Below are 23082 nucleotides of genomic sequence, written 5' to 3' on the forward strand. Positions count from 1 at the left end.
AGGTCTCCCGCTCGCCAACCGATCCAATGCGCGCCGCGCGGCGCGCGACACGCCCGGCGACGCGCTGGAGGGCCGTTCAGGGGGAACTGGTGGCGGAGCCCTCTCGGCCGATGCCGCCGCCAGTTCCTCCTGATCGGCCGACCATTTCCGTGCCGCGGCCCGAGTCGAGTGCCGGGGCGCTAGCGCGCCGTGCTCGGTGAGGAAGCGGGTCGTCGGATCGGGTTCCGTCATGGGCATCGCGCAGGGTCGGCAGTGCGTACCAGTACGACACTGGGCGGGTCAGTGCAGGTACGAGGCGCCGTTTACGTTCAGGACCGAGCCTGAGGTCCAGGTTGCTTCCGGCGAGGCGAGATACCTGACCGCGGAGGCGATCTCGGCGGGTTCGGCGACTCGGCCGAATGGGCTTTGGGCGCGCACGTCGTCGGTGACGCGGTGCGCGACGCGTTCGGTGGCGACGAAGCCCGGGGCGACCGAGGCGACGGCGATCCCGTGCGGCGCCAATTCCACGGCCAGCGACTGGCCCAGCGCGTGCACGCCTGCTTTTGTCGCGCCGTAGGCGGTGTATTCGGGTTCGCCACGGAAGGCGCCGCGCGAGCCGATGTTCACGATGCGGCCCGCGATCCCTTTGTCGATCATGTGCCTCGCTACGAGATACGACACATTGGCCGTGCCGAACAGGTTGACGTCCAACGTTTCCCGCCAGGCCCGCTGCCACTCGGCATAGTCGGTATCGAGCACCGGCTGCGCGATGTTCACCGCCGCATTGTTGACCAGCACGTCGATCGCCCCGAGCCCCTCGATGGCCGCGTCGACGAACCCCGCCACCGCCTCCGGCGAACGCACATCCCCGCCGACAAGCACGTGTCCGCTCCCCGGCAACTGTTCCAGCGTCTCCGCCGCATCGTCACGCCTGGACGAATAGTGCACCGCCACCCGGTCGCCGCCCGCCGCGAACGCCACCGCGACAGCCCGCCCGATCCCCCGCGAAGCCCCCGTAACCAACACACCTCTACTCACCACCCCACCAAGCCTGCCATCCCGCCGCACAGTGGTCCCCACGGAGTGGTGCATCTCCTCGGCGCTCTGGCACGGCGAATGCCGCGCGAACGGTGCCCAGCGTTGACGCCTCGGCGTAACAGATCCGCCGGGCGAGACGGCGTGCACCGAACCCGAGGACTGCCGGTTGCCCACGCACGCAAAGAGTGACCCACCAGGCCGTCTCAGCCGCAGTCCGCGTCCAGGAGAAGATCATTGGTGAAATGCACTAGTGGAGCGGGGATCTCCTGGCAAATGCGCTAGTGACGTAGGACACGTTGGGTGGCAACGTGACTTAGCGTGGCAAGAGCGACACGGCGTCTCGGACAGTCGAAACAGCAGGGGCGGGGGCGCGGTACGCGCCGAAATGGTTGGGCCGCAATGGTCGTGATGACGGTAGTCGCCGCCGGTCTGCTCCCGGCGGGTTCGGCGACGGCTGAGCAGCCGCCCGCGTCGGCGGCTACCGATCGGCAGGAACAGCCTGTCGCGACTCGCGACGGCATCGCCGTATCCTACGTCAGCTTTCTGCTGCCGCTACCGGCGAGTGCCGCACCGCATCCGGCGTCGTGTGAACGCACCGGGTACCTGCGCTACCGCGCCGTCGGCAGCCCGCAGGACGCGCGGGACGCGGATGCCGTCGTGGTGCAGCAGGCCGGAATGATCGGCGGCGCAGTCAATTCCGACGGTGTCGCGGCGAATACCGTGCGTTCGGCCAAGTCACTCGGTCGCAACGTCGAATTCTGGGCGCTGGCCCGGCGCGGGTCCTGTTTGGATGAGACAGTCGGTTTCGATTACGCGCTCGAGACCGGCAACTACTTGGACGCGGTCGACTACTACTTCAACGGCAAGCCGATCGAGGGCCGCACTTTCCCCGGCTTCAAGACCTCGGCCGAGCTGCCGATCCTGGACGCGTTCGGCGTGGAGCGAGTGGTTCGCGACCAGTACGAGATCATGCTGCACGAATTGCCGGATCAGGCTGAGCGGCAACGTAAATACGTGTGCACCGGCATCTCGATGGGCGGGCTCGTCACCGGGTTCTTCTCGGACTGGGACTTCGACGGCAACCCGGCCACGCAGGCCGACGCGGGTTACAACCAGTGCGCCGCCTTCGCCGCACAGGATTCCATGGTGTCCTCCGACCCGGCCGCGATCCAGAACACTCCGTTCTTCCGCGACGTCACCGAGGCCATCACCGGCCCGGCGAACGGAGTTCTCAAAGCCGGTTTCGACAGCGGTGTGCTGCCGATGCGCACGCTCGGGCCGATGCCGGTGATCGGCACCAAAGCGATGCTGCTCTATCGATTGGCCGGACTCGCCGCGCATTTGGAGCCGGACGCGGAAAGCCAACTGCTGGCCCACATCCACGATCCCGAGCTCGAGGCGACGCTCACCACGCTGTTCAGCCCGAGCTGGGCGGCCACCGTCACGGGCGGGGCGAGCGGTGAGGGCACCATCCGGGACTACCGGTTCACCAACGCGGCGTTGCTCGGCACCCTGATCGACAACAACTCCGGCAATTTCGCGCTGCTGCAGCAGGGGCTCGGCGCACTGTCCGGCGGACCGGTGGCCGAGAAGACGTTCCCGAATCACGGTGGTCTGACCCAGGTTCCGGTGCTCGGCAACTACCTGCGGATGAGCGCCGGACCGCAGACCAGGATGGGGCCGACCGACCGCACCGCGCTGTATACGTGGCGCAACTACAACGACGTCGTCGGTGTCCCGTGGACCGCCCCGAATCGGGAGACCGCCGACATCCACGAGGTGGCACGGCAATTGGGCACCGGCTGGCCGAGCGCTTACTGGGAGACCTACTTCCCGTTGCGGATCATCGTCGACATCGCCGCCGGGTTCGGCGGCGCACGCACCGGCGACATGGTGAACCTGCGCTACCACAACATGAGTCGCACCAAACCGAACTTCATCGCCTACGCCGGCGACAGCGTCGTCCAATACGGTGTCGGCACTTGGCTGCCCGCCCCGCCGACGGCCCAGGTCGAACAACTCCCCGGCTACACCCACGTGGACACGATCGGCGCCGCGGCCGTGCAGAACAACGGAAAACCGGACTACAGCGGGCAATATCTCGCCGAGTTCATCCGGGGTTTGACCCCGTAGTCGTCGGTGACCGGGCGCCGGACCGCCCTGGTCACCGACGCCGGGCGCGCCTTCGTCTCGGGCTGCCCGGTGCTCGTCCTGGGCGGCGGTGTGGGCAGCGCCGCCGCCCAGGCCACGGCGGCCGCTTCGAGCAGTCCCGCCGATGACACAATCTTCGGATGGCCGCCCCCAGAACTGTCTCACCCCAACGAATCTCGGCGATGCTGGCGTCCTGCGGCGACTTCGAACTGGTCGAACTGGTCGACACCGGTCGTGTCATCAACGTGGGCGTGGGCGGCGGCGCGACGCTTATCGAGGTCGACGGGGTGCCGGTCTTCGCCAAGCGTATCCCGTTGACCGACCGGGAACTGGCCGAGCCCGGTTCCACCGCGAACCTATTCGATCTACCGATGTTCTGCCAGTACGGAATCGGCGGCCCAGGCTTCAACGCCTGGCGCGAACTGGCTGCCAACATCATCGTCACCGACGCCGTGCTGGCCGGCGAGACGCGCTCGTTTCCGATCCTCTACCACTGGCGGGTCCTGCCCGGCCGCGCACCGATCGCCGACGAGCACGCCGATATAGACGCGGTGGTCACTGCGCAGGGCAACAGTCCGGCCGTGCGTGCCCGCCTCGAGGCGCTGGCCGCCGCACCGAGCAGCCTGGTGTTGTTCTCCGAGTACATTCCACATCCGATAACCGACTGGCTGCGCGAAGACCCCGCCGGTAAAGCGGCCGCGGTCGAGGAGCAGTTCTCCGAGATTGTGACGTTCCTGCGCGATCGCGGGTTGCTGCACATGGACGGACATTTCGGCAACATGCGCACCGATACCGAGCGGATCTATCTGACCGACTTCGGGCTGGCTCTCTCGGCGGACTTCGACCTGTCCGACAGCGAACGTCTCTTCGTCGAACAACACGCCTGCTACGACGCCGATTACGCCGCGATGCGTCTCGTCAACTGGCTGGTGACCGATATCCCGATGCTGCCCAGCGGCAGTCCGATCACCCGCAACGAGTACGTACTCCAGTGCGCCGGTGGGCATATCCCGCCGGACGTGCCACCGGCGATCGCCGCGATCGTGGCCCGCCACGCGCCCGCCGCCGCGAAGATGAACGCCTTCATCTGGAAGCTATTCGACGGCGAGGTCCACGCCGGGTACCACGAGATGTAAAGGCCATCGCCCCAACACAACTCGCGGCAGCTCGTAGCTCAGCGGGTTGAGCTCGAGCGTTCGGCGGCGGCCAGTGTGGCGGCGTGTGCGCGCAGGATGCGGCGGTGCTCGGGGCAATAGTCGAGCTGCTCGTGTCGGCAGTCGAGCAGGTGTCGCAAGACCACTTGCGCCTGCTGGATCTGCTCGATCTGCTCGTCGAGTTGGCGCACCTTGCCCGAGGTCATTGCCCGCCAACTTGATTCGTCACCATCGGACTGAGCGACAAACCGCGCGATCTCGGCGAGCGTGAAGCCGGCCGACTTGAGTAGATCGATGAAGGCGACCTGTTCGACCGCGCGTTCGTCGAAGCACCGTTTGCCACCCGCGCGTCCTGATGTTTGCAGCAGACCCTTGCGCTCGTAGAAGCGCAGCGCCGACGAAGCGAGTCCGGTGCGTTCGCGGAGTTCGGATATCGATAGTTCACCCATTGACTTGAACCGTAGTTCAACGTGAAGGGTTGACGGAAGCACGCCGTGCCCGCGGCGATAGACACCGGATTCGTGAGGAGTGGCAGTGGCTGACACAGCAGGTGTGGCGGTGGTGACCGGAGCCGGGCGAGGGATCGGGCTGGCGATCGTGCGCGCACTGGTCGACAACGGATTCACCGTGGTCGCCGGCAGTCGCACGATCACCCCACAGCTGCGCGCGGCGACTCCGGACGCGGTCGAGGTGGATCTGACCGGCGCGGACGGCTCGGTCCGCCTGATCCGCCACACGATGGACCGGCACGGCGGTATCGACCTGCTCGTCAACAATGTCGCAGGTACCTCGACCCCGGCCGGTGGCTTTCTCGCGCTCGGCGACGACTCGTGGCAGCACACCTTTGACGCGACGCTCATGTCAACCGTTCGCACGACCAGGGCAGCGTTGCCGAGTCTGCTGCATCGGCAGGGCACGATCGTCAACATCGGCTCGATCAACGCCAGACTGCCGCAGGCGCGGTTGGTCGCCCAGTCCGCCGCGAAGGCCGCGGTGTCGAATCTCGGCAAAGCGCTCGCCGAAGAGTTCGGCGGACAAGGTCTGCGCGTGAACACGATCTCCCCCGGCCCGGTGCTCACCGACCTGTGGACGACCCCCGGCGGCCCCGGCGACACCCTCGCCCGAAAAGCGGGCGTTCCGCTCAGCGACGTCGCGGCGCAACTACCCGCGATACTGGGCATGTCCACCGGCCGATTCACCAGCCCCGAGGAGATCGCGGCCCTCGTCGTGTTCCTCGCATCCGGCCACGCGCCGAACATCAGTGGCGCGGAACTGATCATCGACGGCGGCATGCTCAAGACCCTCTAGCTCGGAACCTCGGCGATCCTGCCGCGCCCCGACCTGGACGGTCGATCACCAGGTAATGGTGGCGGCGGCCTCTCGGCCGATACCGCCACCATTACCTGGTGATCAAGCGACCAAGATGCGCCACGCGCCGTACAGGCGGGGACCGGTTGCGAGATAACCGGTTCCGTCCGGTATCGCCGACCTGCGGGAGGATGCTGCCCATGGATCGCCTCATCGACCTGGACCTGGCCGCCGCCGAGATCCTCTCGCGCTTACCCGCGTGGACCGCGTCGGGACTGGTTCCCGGCCCGCTCACCTGGCGCGACGGGACGGCGCGCTGGCCTCGGCCACTCGAGACCGAGCGAACCCTCGTCACCGATCCCGACTCGGTCGGAGTGCAGATCGAGGATGGCGACGAACGAAATATCGTGCGCATCGTCCTCTTTCGTGGCGGGTGGGCCGATGTCGACGCCCTGGCCGGCGGCGAAGGCATAACGGAGAACCCGGACGTCAGCAGCGTGGCGGAATTCGGCGCCCTCCTCGACTCGGCGATCACACGGTTCATGAACGTCCGACGGCCACCGGCGATCTGAGCACACCCACTCGGCCGCCAAGACACCGGCTTTCCCGGCGACGCCAAAGCCAGCACGATGAGGCCTGATGCCAACGCGGAACCTCAACCGTTCGAAGCACTCTGCGAACTCGTTCCAGCTGCCACACCTGACCGCAACGGCTCGCGACGCCTCCGAACAACCGTGACATCGAACCCGATCGGGGACGGACCACACCTCTCGGAGACTGCGCCACGACGTGAAGCCAGGTCGCCCTGACCGGCAACCCGATCGACACCGCGCGCACCTTCGCCGGCCTCGCGGGCAAGTGCCCGCGCGTCGATGAGACGTGCACCCCTGACTCTGACTACGCAGCCGCGGCGCTGCTGGCCGCATTGCCAAACCTAGTACCTCTAGGTTATAAACTAGGGGCACAAGCAAAGGAGGGTCGACGTTGATGGCACGGGCGGGGCTCACCGCGGAGCGGATCACGCGGGCGGCGGCCGATCTCGCGGACGCGATCGGGTTCGACGGCGTCACGATGTCGGCGCTGGCCAAGCAGTTCGGGGTCAAGGACGCGAGCCTGTACTCCCACGTCAAGAACCTGCAGGAGCTGCGGGCGCGGGTGACGATGCTGGCGGCGGTGGAGAAGACCGAACTCATCGCGACCGCCGTCGCGGGGCGCGCGGGCCGTGACGCCCTCGCGGCGTTCGCGCACACCTGGCGCGATTACGCCCTGCGCCACCCGGGTCGCTACGCCGCGACTCAAGCGCCGGTGCCGCCCGGACTGGTGAATCCCGACCCCGCCCTCGCCCGCGGCATCGAACTCACCTACGGCATGCTGCGCGCCTACGGGCTGGCCGAGCCGGACCTCACCGACGCGGTCCGACTGCTGCGCAGCACTTTTCACGGCTATGCCGCATTGGAGGCCGGCGGCGGGTTCAACCATTCCCGCGACACGGCGGCCTCCTGGGAACGCATCATCGACGCCCTGCACGTCACGCTCGAGCAGTGGCCCCGCGAGAAGAAGGATGAATCATGAAGTCCGGCACGCTGCAAGTCCCTGGCGCAACGCTGTTCTATGAGGAACGCGGCAGCGGCCCGCTGCTTGTTCTGCTGCCGGGCAGTGGCGCCGACGCCGCGATGTTCGATCATGTCGCACAGGTGCTGGTGCCGCACTTCACGGTGCTGGCCGCCGACCCGCGCGGCTATTCGCGCAGCCCGCTCGACGGCCCGCCGGTGGATCAACGGGTCGAGGTGATGAGCGACGACATCCATCGCCTCATTGAAGACCGCGCTCCCGCAGGCGAATCCGTCTACGTCTTCGGGGCCAGCGGCGGTGCGGTGGTCGCGCTGGATCTGCTCGCTCGCCACCCCGAGCGGCTGGCCCTCGTCGTCGCCCACGAACCGCCGTCGTTCGGCGTGCTGCCCGACGCGGCGGACCATCGCGCGTTCGTCGACGAGGTCTACGCCCTGTTCCACCGCGAAGGCGCGGCCGTCGCCGGCGCCCATTTCGCGGCCGGTGTCGGCGCGCAACTGCGCGGCATGCCGGACCCGGCGACGCTGCCGCCGCGCGCCGCCGACATGGTCGCCCGGGTCATGGCCAACCTCCCGATCATGCTGGAACACGAACTGCGGCAGATCACTTCGTATCTACCCGACGAAACCGCGCTCACCGAGCACGCCGACCGACTCGTGCTCGCCGTCGGCGCCGAGTCCCCCGGCACCCTTCCCTACCGACCGGCCACCACCCTCGCCGAACGCCTCGGCGCCCGGCTGGTCGAATTCCCCGGCGGCCACGGCGGCCTCAACCAACACCCCGGACCCTTCGCCCAAAAACTCCTGGACCTCCTTCTCTCCGCCCGCACCGGCCCAAGCGCCACATAGAACACTCGTCGAAATCGGTCATATCAGGCTGGGTCAGTCGGGCGCTGCGCGGCAATCGACGGCGGTCCCGCGAGTGCCGCCAGCCGGTCGACTACCTCGGCCAACGGTTTGCTCGTATCGATCTCGACAGTCGCCACCGAGCGCAGCAATGGTTCGATTTCGGCGATATCGGCCATGATTCGTTCGCGTTCTGCGGCGGTCTTGCCGAAGGGGTTGGTGTCGCGATGCGCTATGCGGTCGAGGATGACCGGCACCGGGGCGCTGAGCAGGACGATCTCGTCGAATCGAGGATAGAACCGGACCTGGTTGCTTACGGCGCCTCCGATGAACAGTGGTTGGCCGGACCGTTCGTGGTGTGCGAGCAGTGCTTCGACGCGCGCTTCGCGCCACTGTGGCTCCGAGCCGGTGCCGTCGGCGTGTGGAAGTTCCTCGATCCAGTCGCCGTAATCGGTGTCCACCACCGGGAATCCCCGGTGCGCCAGCGCGATCAGCGCCGTGGATTTCCCGGTGCCGGACATGCCTGTCACCAAAATAGCCGCCACCGGTGGATCGTATGGGAGACCACGTCACTGCGCTCGAGGCGTACAGGCGTTGCGGCGCAACGTATATGCCGCTTGCTAATTGTCAGATCCGAACGATGCCGCAAGCTCAACAACTCTGCGCCGGGACCTGCTGTACGCCCACAAGGGGCATAATCCGCGCTCGCCTGCTCGACGCCTAGTCCGAGCAATCCTGGCTGTGAACGCGATAATCGCTTGAACCGCAGAGTATTACGAGGTTCGTCGCCGAGCAGGCTCGCGCCGATGACGGCGTCGGGATCGAGCGGGGCCGCCCGCGGCAGGTTCAGCGTGCGCGGTCGAAGACCAAGGCCATCTCACCCGATTCGCCGCTCTCCTGGTGAGTGAGCGTCCACTTCGAACCAGGCAGGCCGTCGTCGAACAACCGCTGTCCGCCCCCGGCGATCTCGGGGGTGATCATGAGGTATAGCCGGTCGATCAGGTCCGCGGCGAGCAGTGCCTTGACCACGGTCGGGCTGGTGTTGACGAGTATCTCGCCCTCGCCGGTCGTTCGGAGGTCGGTGATGACGTCGGCGGCCGGCGCGTCGACCACACGGGCGCGTTCCCACGGCGCTTCGGCCAAGGTGCTCGACAGGATCACCTTGTCGGTATCCACCAGCCACTTCGCGTACCCACGTTCGCGCGGATCGGCGTTTTCGTCTGTGGCGACTGTCGGCCAATATCCCAGGAATCCTTCGGCGCTGTTGCGGCCGAGTACCGCGATCGTCGCGTTCTCCCAGATGCGAGTGAGGTAGTTGCGCGCGACCTCGGTGCTGGCGTATGGGACGATCGCGCTGAGATCGCCGGGTCCGCCGGGTCCGTTGTAGCGCCCGTCGAGGGTGAGGCTGATGTTCGCGGTGACCCTGCGTGTGGTCGAGTTCGTCATGGCTGTACTTCCTTCTTCTTGTTGGTGATGACGTTGGCGAGATTGTCGAGTACCTGGCCCCAACCGGTTTCGATCCCGGCGATGTAAGAAACGGCCTCCACCGTCGTTTCAGCAATGCTCAGATCAAGATGCAGGAGGGTGCCCTCCGGGACGGCCGTGAGCCTCAGGTCGTAGTTGCTGGTGAACGCGACCGCCCCTGCCTCGTCGAGCACCGAGAGGTCGAAGACGAGCTGCTCCGGTTCGCTCGCGGCCTGGACTGATCCCACAGAGCGATACCGCCGCCCCTCGGGATCGAGGTAGTCCAGAACGGCGCGACCGCCCGGCTTCGCCTCAACGACGCAGTCGGTGACCTTCAATGAAGCCGGGGCCCACCAGGATTGGAGCAGACTCGGATCGGTCCAGTACTGCCATGCGAGCTCCTGGGGCGCGGCGAGTATGCGCTCGAAGGAGAAGGCGCGCCCGTCCGCCCACCTATCCCGGTCCGCGACCGCGGTCTCGACTTCGATGGCGGTGCGATAGCGCGCGAGCACATCCCGCTCGTCGGCGTGCGCCGCGATGGTCTCGTTCAGTGACCGCAGGCGACGTTCGAGGTTCTGTAGCGGCGCGGCTTCTATTGCGTACACGCGACGCTGCCCGAGTGGGAAGACCGTGACGAGGCCGGCTCGAGCCAGGGTCTGTAGGTGCTTAGTGGTCTGCGGCTGCCGGAGTCCGGTCAGTTCGGCAAGTTCACCGACAGATCGGGGCCGCACGGCAAGAAGTTCGACCATGCGCCACCGGGCGCCGTCTCCCAGTGCTGATGCGATCTCATCCACGACTCAAAGTATTCACTTTGTAGAATATTCTTGTCAAGGAATATTTGCGTTCTCCTCGACGCCGCCGCGGCGGCAGATCCCGGCTTCTATCGCGTAATCGACCCCGCCGGAACCCGAAACACCGATGCGCTCGCGTTTCAGGTGCGGCGGACGCCGGTGACGTCGGCGGGTGGGAACCGGCCGGTCACGCAGGTGCCGCTCATCTGGTCGCCCGTGGTGGTCATTTCGAAGGTCAGGCCGAGGCGCATCAGGCTCCGGGTGAGGGTTTGCCGCCAGCGCAGCGAGGTGCCGTCGAGCGTGATGTCCTCGAGCGCCATCTTCTTGCCTTTGCCGCGCGCGGTTCCGGTGAGAACTCCGTTGTCCAGCTGGAGTTCCAGGACGACGGGGATGTCGCCGAGCGGGGTGGCGACGGTCAGATCCCAGATCCCTGCTACCGACATGCTGCGCTCATCCTTCCGGTGGTCCGGCACCGCCCCACGGTATCGGCTGAATGATCATGGCCGCCAGTGGCTTCCGGTGTCGTCGGAAGGTCGCGTGAGTCGTTCCTGATGTGCCGGAAGGGTTTCCGGGGCGCGCCGCCAGGCGGGAATCGACAGATAGGTGACCGCCCGGAGCAACCATTCGACCGGACCGTAGCGGTGACCGCGCAACCACCAGTCACTTGCCACCACCTGCACGGCGTAGGTGAGCAGGCCGATGCCGAGGACACCGGCGGGCGGCACCGTGTCGACCAGCCCGAACCCGTAACCGGTGTAGACGACCATCAACACGACGGACTGGAAGATGTAGTTCGAGGCCGCCATGCGTCCGGCCGGTGCGAGCCATCGCAGCATCGGCGCGGTGCGCGCCGACTGGGTGAGGCAGATGATGCCCGCGACGTAGGCGAAGGTCATCAGCGGATTGACGAGTTCTTGCAGCCCGGCCCAGTAGAACCCGGGGTCGAACCAGTTCTGTCCGGCGCCGAAGTTCACCACCGTGATCGGCAACCCGATCGCTAGGCCGCCGATCAACACCCGAGGCGCCCAACGCCGCAAGACGTCTCGATTCTCGAACAGTTGCCGTTTGCCCGCCGCCATACCGATCAAGAACATGCCGAGACTGGTCACGCCCTGGGTGAACCAGATCAGCACGAGGAAGACCGGCGCGGTCCCCGTCTGGATGGCGAAGGTGTCGGCGAACGATCCCGAGTATCCGTCGTGCATTCGCCGCAGGTCGAAGAAGACGCCGAGCTCCGAGAGGTCATCACCGCCACTGCCGGGAATGAACATCCACCCGCACCACACGATGTAGAGCACGACGCCGGTGATCACCGCCGTGCGCGGCCGCAGTTTCTTCAACGTGATCAGGACCAGGCACAGCATCGCGTACAGGGTGAGGATGTCGCCGATCCACAGCAGGAACACGTGCGCGAGACCGACGGTCAGCAGGGCCGCACAGCGCCGCAGCAGTCGCGCGTTCGCCGACACCCCGGCCCGCTGCGCCGCGGCGATCTGCAACGTGAACGAATAGCCGAACAGGAACGCGAACAGCAGGTAGAACCGGCCGACGAAGAAGGCGTCGACGAATCCGCCGACCACATGGTCGATCGGTCCGTCCCAGTGCGGTCGCAACTGGTCGTCCGGTCCGCTGAACGACCACAGCGTGGTCGCGACAATCGCGTTGGTGATCAGGATGCCGAACAGCGCGAAGCCTCGCAGAATATCGACTTCGGCGATCCGGCGACCCGAGATCCCGTCAGGGACAACCGATTCGGACATGGGATGAAAGTAGGCGTCCGCGCCGATCCGCCGCATCGGCCATCGGACTGACCCCGATACTGAAACGGACATATCGCAACCGCGACCTGCGGGGTATTGACAACCACCGTCGGTCGGTCACACCAGGTCGCCGACCTCCAGATAGATCTGGCGTCGCACCGCGATCTCGGCCAGGAATCCTTGCGCGCCATCGCGGAACGCCGCGACGGTCAGCTCGCCGGCCCGCAACCGTGGCCCGGTGAAGTCGCGCTGCCCGAGCAGGATCGGCTGGGCCCGTTCGAAACCGCGCCGCGCGACGTGGTCCGGCAGCGCGCCGCCGAGCAGGTCGGTCACGGAGCCGGGCACCAGCTCGGCCGAGACGATCTGATCGAAGCTGGGCCGCCGGACGATCCGGTGCGCAAGATACAGCCGATCCGGCCGGCCGAAACACAGGTGGGTCGGGGTGCCGCAGTCGCCGTCGCGATCGAGTTCCGCGAAATGCAGGACCCGGCTGACGGTGGCCCGCACCTGCTCGGCGATCACGAGGCCGCCACGTTCGCGTCGTCCCCGGATCAGCGCGCCGTGGAAGGAGCGCCGTGGGCCGGGGCGTTGCGGGTCGAGTTCGGCGATCGGCAGGTCCCCGGGGTCGAAGGTATGGATATCGGTGTATCCCACGCGCCGGTCCGCCCCGATGGCCCGGCGGCCACGCTCGTCGAATTCGACGGCGAGCAGCACCTGATAGTTGTGCGGCACATCGAACGTGGGCCGGTAGGACAGGTAGCAGTCGAGTCCGGTACCGAAAACCACCATGCTGTGCATGCCTGCGCCGCCTGCCATTTCGGGCCGATGGTGTGCCCCCGGCCTGCGCAGGTGCGCGACGTTCACGACCTCGCTCCGCTCGTACGCCGGTGCGGCTCGGCCGTGTCGTAGGTTCGCTCATACATCTCGAGCTCCTTTCTAGCCACTCACAGAGTGACCAGAACGGCGCCGGATGCCACGAGTGCCCGGCTACTCGAATCCGGCCGGACCGCCTACTCGCGCGTCGCGCGTGTGCTGCGCGATGCCCGTGATCAGGGGTCGAGCCGCACCGGCCGTGGCCGTGACAGCCCCGACAGATCGAGCACGCCCTGCCGGACCGCGGCGACGCTGAGCACTTCCATCGTCGAGATCACGATCACCAGCAGGCCTATCACCAGTGCGAGCACGTCCAGTGAATCGAACGGCAGCACCCCGACGACGATGCCGAGCACGACGGTGCCCAGACCGAACACCTCCTGCCTGCCGCTGCCGTGCAACTCCGGGGACCACACCGCGACCGTCGCGTGGCAGATGCCGCGCACCGACCAGCCCAGCCCGACCCAGAACGAGAGCAGCAGGGGCGAGTTGCCGCCGCTGAAACACAGCACAGCGAGCAACGTCGAGGTCAGACCGCTGACGAAGATCAGCACGCGCAGGGCGGGCGCCACCCGCGCGCTGAACGCGATGATCACCTGCAACGCGGCATTGACCAGCAAATACGCACCGAGCAGCAGTTCCGCGGTCGGCAACGTCTTGTGTGGCCATACGGCTATGACCACACCCAAAATCATCGAACAGGCACCGGACACAAGGATCGCGTACCGGGCTGTCCCGGCCAATGGGTCCGCACGCCCTTGGAGCTCGCCTTCGGGCATAGCCCCCATAATATGGGCGTTCGCCTAAGTTAGCCGCGTGTTTGCTTTCACTCGGTGCGGCGGGCAGGCATGGACGAACAGAATTTGCCGACTAGCCCACCCCGGGCCGCGTCGACAGCGCAACGCTGCGCACCCGCACCCCGTCCGCGAGCTGCCACGGCACGCTCACCTGTCCCGCGGTCGACACCGCCTCCGGCCGCAGCACGCGATGCACCCGGACCACGTCCCCGATATCGGTATGACCGTCACCGTCGACCGCCGGTGCGGGCGCGGGCAGCACGAGCTCGACGGGCGTGACACGGATCGACGGATCCGGCTTGCCGCTGTCGTGCTGGGCCTGCGGCTCGGCGGTTCCCGCCACCAGCGCCGCGATCTGCGCCTGCACCACCGGGTCGCGGGTGCCGTCGTAGAGCCAGCGCTGACCGAGCACACCGTGCATCGACGTGCCGACGAGTGCTTCCTCGGCGTCGTCGAGCGGTGCGCCACGGTAGGCGAACGGCACCAGGTACCCGACCGGCTCCACGCCCGCGCCGTCCACGATCACCAGGAACTCGATGCCGACCGCCCCCGCGGGATCGTCGAGTCGGAAGCCTCCGGCCCGCCGCAACACCGGCCGCCCCGTGCCCCGATACCACGGGCGGGTCGGCAGCCAGGTGGTCAGTAGTTCCAGCTTCGTCGGCACCATCGTCGTCTGGTGGATGACAGCCATCCGCGCGTCCTCCTTCGCCCGCCCCGCTCGACTGCCGGACGTTCGGCTCGAGCATAAGCGACCGAAAACGCCCACGGCTGTGGGCAATCCGAGTGTGTCCGGGCGATCATGCCGCTCGGCACACCGGCCATCTGGTGGTTGGCGTTCCCGGTGCTGGGGTGGGCGATCTGGCAGTCGGCGACCGGCGGGACTGGCGCTACCTCGCCGTACTCACCGCGTACGGCGCCGCGTGGCTGCCGTGGTTCGCCACCCTGGACCGGCAGATGTACTACTTCTACGCCAGCGCGATGGCGCCGTTCCTCGTCATGCCGCTGGCCCTGACGCTCGGTCAAATGCTCGGTCGCGCCGCGCAATCCAGAGAACGCCGCGGCACCGGGTTGCGCGCGGTCTGTCTGTATCTGGGCTTGGTGGTGGCCGACTTCATCTGCCTGCACCCGATTCTGACCGGGCTGCCGATTACCGCCGCCAGCTGGCAAGACCATCTCTGGTTGCCGAGCCGGCGCTGACCACGTCCGTGTCCCCCGGTACCGAACATACGCTCAGTCCAGACAGAACTCGTTGCCTTCGACGTCCTGCATCGTCAGACACGACTCGTTCTCCTCGTCGGCCTCCAGCAGCCGCACCCGGACCGCGCCGAGCGGAATCAGCCGGGCGCATTCGGCTTCCAGCGCGGCCACGCGTTCGGCGCCGACAAGACCGGTCCCGACCCGAACATCGAGGTGCACCCGGTTCTTCACCACCTTGCCTTCCGGCACGCGCTGGAAGTACAGACGGGGGCCGACACCCGTGGGATCCTTCGCCGCGAACCAGGCATTCCGTTGCTCCGGTGGCAGCGTGCCGTTGTACTCGTCCCAGCTGGCGAACCCGTCCGGCGGTGGCGGCGCGACATACCCCAGTACCTCGCACCAGAAGCGCGCGACACGTTCGGGATCCGCGCAGTCGAAGGTGACCTGGACCTGTCTCACCGATGTCATGGGATCACTTTAGGGGCGCGGGCCGCCATCACGCACATCCTTTACGCACCGAACGCCCCTTGTCCCACAAGGAAACTGATCCGATAGGCCCGCGCATGCGGACCATTGGCGACTCGCGCATCGACGCCTCCGTCGAGCGTGAAATAACGGCGCGTCGAATTGGTCGATTGATCAGGAGGAAATGGTGGCGGCAGCCTCTCGGACGATGCCGCCACCATTTCCTCCTGATCGGCCGACCACTTTCACCCAGCACCCAATTCGCTGAGATATCTCTCTTATTGTGCCGAGCGGGAATTCGTGGCTTCCAGGGCGTCGTTAGGCTGCGGGTAGCGCCTTGACCTGCGGGTTGTCAAAGTTGTACGGCCGCAGCGACGTACGAAGTTCGTGACGGCGGCCGTCGTGCGTGGAATGGGACATCGACGCGACATCGGTATGGTCGCGTTCATGGAGCGAAGTTTTCATTCGGCCGAACAACTTTTGACTGCACTGCGCGCGGGTGAGGTGACCTCGGTAGAGCTGACCGACGAGGCGATTACCCGGATCGAACGCGAAGACAAAACAATCAACGCGATCTGCGTGCCCGATTTCGACCGGGCCCGCGCGGCCGCGCGCCGCGCCGACGAGGCGCGGGCACGCGGCGAGTATCGACCACTGCTCGGTCTCCCGATAACGGTGAAGGAGTGCTACAACATCGCGGGACTGCCCACCACCTGGGGCGTGCCGGAGCATCGCGACTACGTGCCCGACGAGGACGCGCTGTCGGTGTCGCGGGTCGAGGCGGCGGGCGCGGTCGTGCTCGGAAAGACCAACGTGCCGTTCATGTTGAACGACATCCAGAGCTTCAACGACATCTACGGCACCACCAACAACCCGTGGGATCTCACTCGCACGCCGGGCGGTTCGTCCGGCGGGTCGGCGGCGGCGTTGGCGGCCGGATTCGGCGCGCTCTCCCTCGGCTCCGATATCGCCGGTTCACTGCGCACGCCCGCGCACTTCTGCGGCATCTTCGCGCACAAACCGACGCTCGGGCTGGTGGCGACCCGCGGCATGGTCCCGCCCGGCGTGCCCGCGCTGCCCGCCGATCGCGATCTCGCGGTGCTCGGCCCGATGGCGCGCACCGCCCGCGACCTCACCCTGCTGCTCGACATCATGGCCGGGCCCGATCCGCTCACCCAGGGCATCAGCTACCAGCTGGCGCTGCCGCCGACCCGCCATGAGCGCCTGGCCGACTTCCGCGTCCTGGTGCTCGACGAACATCCCGTGGTGCCGACCGGGTCCGCGGTGCGAGCCGCGCTGAACCGCGTCGCCGACGCGCTGACCGCCGCGGGGGCGCACGTGGCCCGGCACAGTCCCCTGCTGCCCGACCTCGCCGAATCCGCGACCATCTACACCCAGCTGATGGTCTCCGATGTCGCCGCCCGATATCCCGCGGACAGGTTCGAAGCGATGCGCGCCACCGCGGCCGCGCTCGACGCGCAGGACGACAGCTTTCAAGCCGTCTGGCTGCGCAGCGCGATCCTCGACCATCGCGGCTGGGTCGAGGCGAACAGCCGACGCGAACTACACCGTCAAGGGTGGCGAAACCTGTTCGCCGAGTTCGACATCGTCGTGTGCCCGATCACCCCGACCCCCGCGTTCCCGCACGACCACACCGAACTCGACGAGCGCCGCATCACCATCGACGGCACCGACCACTCCTTCAGCGACCAGTTCGCCTGGGTCGGCGTGGCCACCATGCCCGGCCTGCCCGCCACCGCCATCCCCGCGGATCACACCCCCGACGGCCTGCCGGTCGGCGTGCAACTCATCGGCCCGATGTTCGAGGACCGCACCCCGCTACGCCTGGCCGAACTGCTCGAGCAGGAACTCGGCGGCTTCCGCGTCCCGCCGGGGCTGCAGCTGAACGGATAAGCGGCTTCGGGCTGGGCGCGAGTCTTGGCCGATCTCGCCATCGAGACCACCGACGAAATCCAACTGCGTCGCTGGATCGACGAGGTCGTCCCGGACACCCGACACTGCGCGGCTGAACGCTCGTGCTCGGTCAGGGGTGTAGCCGCCCCCGACCGAGCACGACTCCGCTCCGCTCGCTCACGAGGCCCCTGCCCGCGCCGGTCGATCCGCGGCCGGGCGGCGGGCCTCGGCCAGCAGCTCGTCCAGTTGCGCTTCGGCGCGTTCGGCGCGGGCGAGGGTTTGCGCGCGGGCCTCGTCGAGCGCGTCTATGCGGTGGGCCGCCTCGGCGCGCGCCTTCTCCACCGCCGCAGCCGATTCCGCACGTGCCGCCGCGATATCGGCGGCCGCGGTGCGGCGGGTTTCGGTGAGTTCGGTGCGGGCGTTGTCGAGCTCGACGCGGACCCGGCGCCATTCCTCGCGCGCCTCGTTGGCGGCTTCGATCCGTTCCATCGCAGCCTGCTCGGCACGTTCGGTCGCGCGCTCGGCGTCGGCGGCACGCTGCACCGCGAGGTCGCGTTCGGATTGCGCCGCCGCCACTTTGGCCGCCGACTCACGTTCCGCGTGCGCGATCTCGGTGGCGGCCCGCCGTTCGGCGCGCTCGACCTGCTCGGCTGCCTCCTTGCGGATCCGCTCGATCTCCTCGGCGGCTTCGCGCCGGGCTGTGCGGATCTCGGCTTCGGCCTCGCTGCGCGCGGCGAACACGTCGTCGGCGGCCTGACGGGTGGCACGTTCGACCTCCCGCAGCGCGTCGTCGCGGGTGCTTTGCGCGTCGGCGATCGCGGCCTCGGCTCGCTCGGCCGCGCCGGCCGCGTCATCGGCCGCAGCCTCCGCCAATGCCCGCGCCTCCTCGGCCTCACGACGCGCCTGTTCGGCCGCGACAGTGGCCATTTCAGCCTCGGCGATCCGCCGTGCCGCATCGGCCTGCACCGCCTGGACCTGCGCCTCCGCCACCGACGGATCACCGAGCGTGGACAGCTCCGCGACCGCCGCGTTCAGCGTGTTCCCGAGTTGATCTGCCAGACCACGGAACTGAATCAGCAGCTCATCCGCACGTAGCCGAGCCGCCGTGACCGGCCCCTGCGGCGTCACAGTGACGGAACCCTCCGCACCCTCCGACTCCTGTTGTAGCCGTTGCCTTTCCCGCCACGCACGCCATCTCGTGTGATCCGGGTGATCACAGTATTCCGAAGGGCGACCAGGCCCTCCACCACGCGTGATGGGACGAGCACAGCCCGGGTAGTTGCAGACGTTGGACACCCGAATATCGTAGCGTTGGTTTCGTCAATAATGACGTATTCACACGAAACGAAACCTGTCGTGTCGCAACATGGTTCGCCGACTGACCCCCTCATCCTGACCTCCGATAAGTGAACATTATCGGGGGTCAGCCCTTGGGTCAGCTACCCAATCTCGCTGCTGCTATTACGTTTACGTTTGGTTGGTACATACGAAACGAAACTGCTACGCAACGTCCTGAAAACTGTGCACCCTCTCCTCCCGAACGACACTCCCTGCGCGACCAGGCAAAGGGGTCGGGGTCACCTTCTTGATGGTGGTGCCGGTGACCACCGAACTATTCGCCTCGAGCGGGGGAATCCGCGGCGTCACACAGCCCCTGGCCGAGGCTCTGTCCGCCACCGATTTCACCGGCTACCGCCTGGTACCGGCCACCGGCGAAGCCTCCGAATTCGCGGAAGATCCCAAGGCCCTCGCCATCCCCACCCTTTACGCGCTCGACATCCACGGTCGTCCAGGTATTGACGACTTCGCGTTCACTCGCAGACTCATCGTGTCCGAACGCGCCGCCGACTTCCTGTGCGCACGCGACCCTGCACTGTCGAAGACGCGATGGGAAGTAGACCAGAACGGCCGAATGACCCGCCGCAGCGTATTCGACTGAACACGGGCATAACGCATGCCGGCCCAGCGAGAAGGGCACGACGCTGACCGGTCCAGGTTTAGTCGGTGCGACCGAAGTATTTCGGCGCAGTGCGGGTGGACCTGGTGTTTGGGTGCCTTCGTGCCAAAGCGCACCTCGCCGGGCGTTTCGTCCGCGGCCGATGCAACAGCTCTGAAACCAGCGCGAGAACGTCCGGTGTAGGCGACTTGGACCCTGCGCCCAGGCGGCCCCGGCGGGGCCCCGAGTCCTCGACGTGGTAGCCCACGGGCGCCGGCACCGACCACACCGGGATAATCATCTCGCCGATACTGCCTTGCACCGCAACACATTTCGAACCGTATAGGCACTCCCTATGGCACCTGCTGCTATTTGGTCTTTGCCGGTCGTCGTTTCCCCGGCATACGGTGAAACGGTTCGACGAGGTGCGCTCCGCACGGTTCAGCGATAAATGCGCACCGCTTCAATTCTCGTCGATCGAATACCCATGCGATCGAAAGGGCACATGGCATGACCATGTTCGAAAACAACTCGGCGACGGGCGAACTCGTGGGACGGCGGGCGTTGGTCACGGGTGGTTCGCGCGGTATCGGGGCGGCGGTGGTGCGCCAGCTGCTGGCGGCGGGGGCGCAGGTGGTCGCCACCGCCAGGTCCGCGACGAGCACCGTGCCGGACGGCGCTGCCTTCGTCGCCGCGGACGTGCGGACCCGAGCGGGGACCGAGGCGTTGGCGGGGGCCGCGCAGGAGATGTTCGGCGAGATCGACATCGTGGTGCACAACGCGGGCGGGGCGCGACCGTTCGAGCGCAGCTCGGCCATCCCGGACGAGCAGTGGCAGGAGGCGTTGGACCTGAACCTGCTGGCGGCGGTGCGGCTGGACGCCCTGCTCACACCCGCGATGCGGGAACGGCGTACCGGCGCGATCGTGCACATTTCCTCGGCCGCGGTCCCCGCGGCGGTGGGTCCGTTCCTGCACTACACGGCGGCAAAAGCGGCACTGGAGAACTACAGCCGTGGGCTCGCGGCCGAACTCGCGCCGTTCGGCATCCGGGTCAACACCGTCCTGCCCGGCCGCACCGCGACCCCGGGCGGCGAGGCCACCCGGAAGCTGTGGGCAGAGCTGGTCCCGTCCGAAGAAAACGGTGTCGGCGCGCTGCCGCCGCTGGGGCGTGATGGGCAGCCCGACGATATCGCCCATGCGGTGTCGTTCCTGCTCTCCGAGCGGGCGGGCTGGTTGACGGGGAGCAGCCTCGTCGTCGACGGCGGCGAATTCCCCCGGGGATGAAGCGAATACGAAGGAGAAGGGCATGTACAGCGACAAGACCGCGGTGATCACCGGCGGTAGCACCGGCATGGGATTCGAGATGGCGCGTCAGTTGGTGGACGGCGGCGCCCGAGTGGTGATCACCGGACGCTCGCGGGAATCGCTCGACGCCGCGCAGGAAAAGCTCGGCACAAACGCGCTCACCGTTCGAGGCGATGTGTCGGCATTGGCCGACCTGGATGCGCTCACCGAGCGGGTGCGGAGCGAATTCGGCACGCTCGACGCGCTTTTCGTGAACGCGGGGATAGCCCGCGCCATACCGTTCGAGGAGACGACCGAGCAGTTCTACGACGAACTGTTCGCAATCAACGTCAAGGGCGCGTGGTTCACCGTGCAGAAGCTGGCCCCGCTCTTGCGCTCGTCCGCAGGGGTGGTGCTCACCACCTCGAACGCGAATGTCATGGGCATGCCGAGCGCCGGTGTCTACTCGGCAGGCAAGGCGGCGTTGCGTTCGATGGCCCGTACTCTCGCCAGTGAGCTGCTCCCCCGTGGCATTCGGGTCAACGCGGTCAGCCCCGGCCCGATCGATACGGGCATCCTCGACAGCGGCATGACCGAGGCAGCCGCCGCACAGTTCAAAGCCGAGCGGACCGCGGAGAACCCCATGCGGCGGTTCGGCACCGTGGACGAGATAGCAAGAGCAGCACTGTTTCTCGCCTTCGATGCCACCTACACCACCGGTGCCGAACTGGTCGTGGACGGCGGCGCTACCCAGCTCTGAGTTCGTCGGCCCGCACCGGGGTGAACGACGCGGACCGGTGCCACGTTTCCTGCCGCAACAGCTCGAGCAGGGCCGTCTCGGCCGGGCCCGCGTTGTGCCGGATCGCGGCCAGGATCGGTTGCGAGACCACCGGAAACACCGGGCGGGCCAGGTGCTCGTACCCCTGGGGCACCGCGGAGGCGGGCACGAGCGTGACGCCGAGCCCGTGCGAGGCCCAGCGCACCGCCGTCGCCGCCTGGGATACCCGAGCGGCGGTGCTCGGGGTGAGTCCGTTGTCCCGCAGGACTTCTCGGAGCACGCCGTCGAGGGCGCTGTCCCGGTCGAACCGCACCCAGGGTTCGTCGGCCAGCTCGCGCAGTTCGACCCGGTCCCCCGCGAGCAGGCGGTGTCCGTCGCTGAGCACCACGACGAATTCCTCGTCGCCGAGGTGATGGGCGTCGGCCGAGCGTTCGTCGCAGGGCGCGGTCACCAGCACGAGGTCGAGCACACCTTGACGGCCCATCCGTTCCAGCTCGGCCGGATTGGGCTCCTCGAAGACGGTCACCTCGAGGCGGGGAAAGCGGCGGCGCAGCGCGGCCAGCGCACTCGGCAACTGCCGCGTGCCGAGACCGAGCTGCGCCGCCACCAGCAACTCACCCACCAGCTCCGCGCCGGACGCGCGCGCCGCCGCCCGCGCCCGCCGCGACGCGCTCACCGCGACCTGAGCCTCGCGCAGGAACGCGCGACCGACGACGGTGGGCACCAACCCGGTCGGGGTGCGCGCGAAGAGCGTCACGCCGAGCTCGCGCTCCAGGGCACGGATCTGCTGGGACATCGAGGGTTGCGCCACGTGCAGCAACTCCGCCGCCGCCGTCACCGAGCCCGCCTCGGCGACGGCCAAGGCGTATTCGTACTGCCGAAGGGTCATCGGTGACTGTCCCTCTCTACCGTGGATCGCGGTCCGCCTCGCGGTGTTCCTCCGCAATCCTAGGTTCGGGCGGTCAACACGCCTTGTCGAGCTGTTCTCGCAGGATGTCGCCGTGGCCCGCGTGCCTGGCGAACTCTTCGATCATGGCGAGCAGGGTCCAGCGCATGCTGACCGTGCCTTCGAGGGGATTGTCCTTGGTCTCGTCGAGGTCGAAGCGGGCCGCGATCTCCCGGGAACGCGCGCTCGCCCGCTCGAATTCGGCGATGACATCGGCCAGCGACTCGTCCTCGGCGACGGCGAAGGTTCCTTCGTCGCGCCGCGAGTAGCCGTCGCATTCGGCCTCGTCCAGCTCGGCCCAGAACCGCTGGAACCAGATCCGTTCCGCGCCCGCGGCATGCTTGATCAACGAGATCGGCGTGGTCAGCGACGCGACCAGCTTGCGGCGCGCGTCGTCCTCCGACAGTCCGCGCACGGTCTCGATGAGCGCCTCCCGGTTGCGGTCGAGCATGTTCTCGATGAGTGCGCGTTCGCCACCGACGGTGATTCGGTTGGTATTCATGGGCTTTCACTCCTTCTGTCATGTGCTCGCGGGAAGTGCGAGCTGATCGCAGGGGTGCACAAAGCGTCCGGTGTCAGAACATCCGGGAAACGCGAATCGCTCGCCGCTGAGAATGCGGACACAGCATGATGCGGGCCTTCGGCGCCGCAGGCGAGGCCTGTGCGAAGACCTACCGCCGAAAGTCAGTATGTCGCAGATTCCGATCTCCGGCTACTCGTTATCCGGGACCAACCCGAATCGAACCGGCCGTCGACGCGAAGCATATGGCTGAACCCGTTGCCGAGCAGCACTATTCGCGATGCCGCCTGCTTCGAGCAGTTGCGCGGCGACC

At 67.3% G+C, this 23082-nt stretch carries 24 protein-coding genes and 1 pseudogene; 11 read left to right on the forward strand and 14 right to left on the reverse strand.

From position 1 onward, the window contains the following. Positions 1 to 279 precede the first annotated feature (279 nt). Positions 280 to 1017 (reverse strand): SDR family NAD(P)-dependent oxidoreductase, encoded by a 738-nt coding sequence (locus F5X71_RS17945; protein ID WP_238815301.1) that lies wholly within the window; start codon positions 1015 to 1017, stop codon positions 280 to 282. Between the two features lie 408 nt (positions 1018 to 1425). Here F5X71_RS17945 and F5X71_RS17950 point away from each other — a divergent pair, with 408 nt between their 5' ends. After that, positions 1426 to 3150: a hypothetical protein gene (locus F5X71_RS17950; RefSeq protein WP_167463062.1), complete on the forward strand. Its 1725-nt coding sequence runs from the start codon at positions 1426 to 1428 to the stop codon at positions 3148 to 3150. 158 nt (positions 3151 to 3308) lie between these two features. Then, on the forward strand, positions 3309 to 4304 hold the full coding sequence (locus F5X71_RS17955) for a serine/threonine protein phosphatase (protein WP_238815302.1): 996 nt from the start codon (positions 3309 to 3311) through the stop codon (positions 4302 to 4304). Between the two features lie 38 nt (positions 4305 to 4342). Here F5X71_RS17955 and F5X71_RS17960 read toward each other — a convergent pair whose 3' ends face one another. Further along, positions 4343 to 4771, reverse strand: coding sequence for a MerR family transcriptional regulator (locus tag F5X71_RS17960; RefSeq protein ID WP_167463063.1), 429 nt, complete (start codon positions 4769 to 4771; stop codon positions 4343 to 4345). Positions 4772 to 4856: 85 nt separating this feature from the next. On the opposite strand from F5X71_RS17960, the gene F5X71_RS17965 reads away from it, so the two are divergent. The 4 genes from F5X71_RS17965 (at position 4857) to F5X71_RS17980 (ending at position 8047) form a co-directional block, all read left to right on the forward strand. After that, positions 4857 to 5630 carry an SDR family NAD(P)-dependent oxidoreductase gene (locus F5X71_RS17965; protein ID WP_238815303.1) on the forward strand — a complete coding sequence of 258 codons (774 nt, stop codon included), beginning with the start codon at positions 4857 to 4859 and terminating at the stop codon, positions 5628 to 5630. 98 nt (positions 5631 to 5728) lie between these two features. Next, a complete protein-coding gene (locus F5X71_RS17970) occupies positions 5729 to 6202 on the forward strand; it encodes a hypothetical protein (RefSeq protein WP_203218180.1) in 474 nt (157 codons plus the stop codon). A gap of 415 nt (positions 6203 to 6617) precedes the next feature. Beyond that, entirely contained in the window at positions 6618 to 7202 is a 585-nt protein-coding gene (locus F5X71_RS17975; RefSeq protein ID WP_167463064.1) for a TetR/AcrR family transcriptional regulator, read from the forward strand. After that, positions 7199 to 8047 carry an alpha/beta fold hydrolase gene (locus tag F5X71_RS17980; protein ID WP_167463065.1) on the forward strand — a complete coding sequence of 283 codons (849 nt, stop codon included), beginning with the start codon at positions 7199 to 7201 and terminating at the stop codon, positions 8045 to 8047. Before F5X71_RS17975 ends, F5X71_RS17980 begins: the two co-directional genes overlap by 4 nt. A gap of 23 nt (positions 8048 to 8070) precedes the next feature. On the opposite strand, the gene F5X71_RS17985 is transcribed toward F5X71_RS17980, so the two are convergent. From F5X71_RS17985 to F5X71_RS18020, 8 genes are all read right to left on the reverse strand, one after another. Then, on the reverse strand, positions 8071 to 8589 hold the full coding sequence (locus F5X71_RS17985) for a shikimate kinase (protein WP_203218181.1): 519 nt from the start codon (positions 8587 to 8589) through the stop codon (positions 8071 to 8073). Positions 8590 to 8890: 301 nt separating this feature from the next. Continuing rightward, on the reverse strand, positions 8891 to 9490 hold the full coding sequence (locus F5X71_RS17990) for a dihydrofolate reductase family protein (RefSeq protein WP_167463066.1): 600 nt from the start codon (positions 9488 to 9490) through the stop codon (positions 8891 to 8893). After that, positions 9487 to 10302 carry a metalloregulator ArsR/SmtB family transcription factor gene (locus tag F5X71_RS17995; protein WP_167463067.1) on the reverse strand — a complete coding sequence of 272 codons (816 nt, stop codon included), beginning with the start codon at positions 10300 to 10302 and terminating at the stop codon, positions 9487 to 9489. The genes F5X71_RS17990 and F5X71_RS17995 overlap by 4 nt, the downstream gene beginning before the upstream one ends. A gap of 137 nt (positions 10303 to 10439) precedes the next feature. Next, positions 10440 to 10742, reverse strand: coding sequence for a hypothetical protein (locus F5X71_RS18000; RefSeq protein ID WP_167463068.1), 303 nt, complete (start codon positions 10740 to 10742; stop codon positions 10440 to 10442). 54 nt (positions 10743 to 10796) lie between these two features. Further along, positions 10797 to 12059 (reverse strand): DUF418 domain-containing protein, encoded by a 1263-nt coding sequence (locus tag F5X71_RS18005; RefSeq protein ID WP_167463069.1) that lies wholly within the window; start codon positions 12057 to 12059, stop codon positions 10797 to 10799. Positions 12060 to 12176: 117 nt separating this feature from the next. After that, positions 12177 to 12923, reverse strand: coding sequence for a hypothetical protein (locus F5X71_RS18010; protein ID WP_167463070.1), 747 nt, complete (start codon positions 12921 to 12923; stop codon positions 12177 to 12179). A 185-nt stretch (positions 12924 to 13108) separates the two neighbouring features. Then, on the reverse strand, positions 13109 to 13720 hold the full coding sequence (locus F5X71_RS18015; protein WP_342803732.1) for a DUF308 domain-containing protein: 612 nt from the start codon (positions 13718 to 13720) through the stop codon (positions 13109 to 13111). Positions 13721 to 13802: 82 nt separating this feature from the next. Next, positions 13803 to 14420, reverse strand: coding sequence for a maltokinase N-terminal cap-like domain-containing protein (locus F5X71_RS18020; protein ID WP_167463072.1), 618 nt, complete (start codon positions 14418 to 14420; stop codon positions 13803 to 13805). Positions 14421 to 14483: 63 nt separating this feature from the next. Here F5X71_RS18020 and F5X71_RS18025 point away from each other — a divergent pair. Continuing rightward, positions 14484 to 14926 (forward strand): annotated as a pseudogene (locus tag F5X71_RS18025) (dolichyl-phosphate-mannose--protein mannosyltransferase); the annotation flags it as partial. Positions 14927 to 14959: 33 nt separating this feature from the next. Here F5X71_RS18025 and F5X71_RS18030 read toward each other — a convergent pair. After that, positions 14960 to 15394, reverse strand: a complete 435-nt coding sequence (locus F5X71_RS18030) for a VOC family protein (protein ID WP_167463073.1) — start codon at positions 15392 to 15394, stop codon at positions 14960 to 14962. 444 nt (positions 15395 to 15838) lie between these two features. On the opposite strand from F5X71_RS18030, the gene F5X71_RS18035 reads away from it, so the two are divergent. After that, complete coding sequence (locus F5X71_RS18035) at positions 15839 to 17305, forward strand: amidase (protein WP_167463074.1); 1467 nt, start codon at positions 15839 to 15841, stop codon at positions 17303 to 17305. Positions 17306 to 17482: 177 nt separating this feature from the next. On the opposite strand, the gene F5X71_RS18040 is transcribed toward F5X71_RS18035, so the two are convergent. Then, on the reverse strand, positions 17483 to 18433 hold the full coding sequence (locus tag F5X71_RS18040) for a hypothetical protein (protein ID WP_167463075.1): 951 nt from the start codon (positions 18431 to 18433) through the stop codon (positions 17483 to 17485). A 472-nt stretch (positions 18434 to 18905) separates the two neighbouring features. Between F5X71_RS18040 and F5X71_RS18045 the strand changes: the two genes are divergently transcribed. The 3 genes from F5X71_RS18045 to F5X71_RS18055 all read left to right on the forward strand — a co-directional run bounded on the left by F5X71_RS18045 (position 18906) and on the right by F5X71_RS18055 (position 21285). Next, positions 18906 to 19244, forward strand: coding sequence for a hypothetical protein (locus F5X71_RS18045; RefSeq protein WP_167463076.1), 339 nt, complete (start codon positions 18906 to 18908; stop codon positions 19242 to 19244). A gap of 507 nt (positions 19245 to 19751) precedes the next feature. Further along, positions 19752 to 20525 carry an oxidoreductase gene (locus F5X71_RS18050; RefSeq protein WP_167463077.1) on the forward strand — a complete coding sequence of 258 codons (774 nt, stop codon included), beginning with the start codon at positions 19752 to 19754 and terminating at the stop codon, positions 20523 to 20525. Positions 20526 to 20547: 22 nt separating this feature from the next. Then, positions 20548 to 21285, forward strand: a complete 738-nt coding sequence (locus F5X71_RS18055) for an SDR family oxidoreductase (protein WP_167463078.1) — start codon at positions 20548 to 20550, stop codon at positions 21283 to 21285. On the opposite strand, the gene F5X71_RS18060 is transcribed toward F5X71_RS18055, so the two are convergent. Beyond that, positions 21272 to 22192 (reverse strand): LysR family transcriptional regulator, encoded by a 921-nt coding sequence (locus tag F5X71_RS18060; RefSeq protein ID WP_167463079.1) that lies wholly within the window; start codon positions 22190 to 22192, stop codon positions 21272 to 21274. The genes F5X71_RS18055 and F5X71_RS18060 overlap by 14 nt on opposite strands. Before the next feature lie 73 nt (positions 22193 to 22265). Continuing rightward, complete coding sequence (locus tag F5X71_RS18065) at positions 22266 to 22751, reverse strand: DinB family protein (protein WP_167463080.1); 486 nt, start codon at positions 22749 to 22751, stop codon at positions 22266 to 22268. Between the last annotated feature and the right edge of the window lie 331 nt (positions 22752 to 23082).

It is taken from the genome of Nocardia brasiliensis, from assembly GCF_011801125.1.
GTDB lineage: Bacteria > Actinomycetota > Actinomycetes > Mycobacteriales > Mycobacteriaceae > Nocardia > Nocardia brasiliensis_C.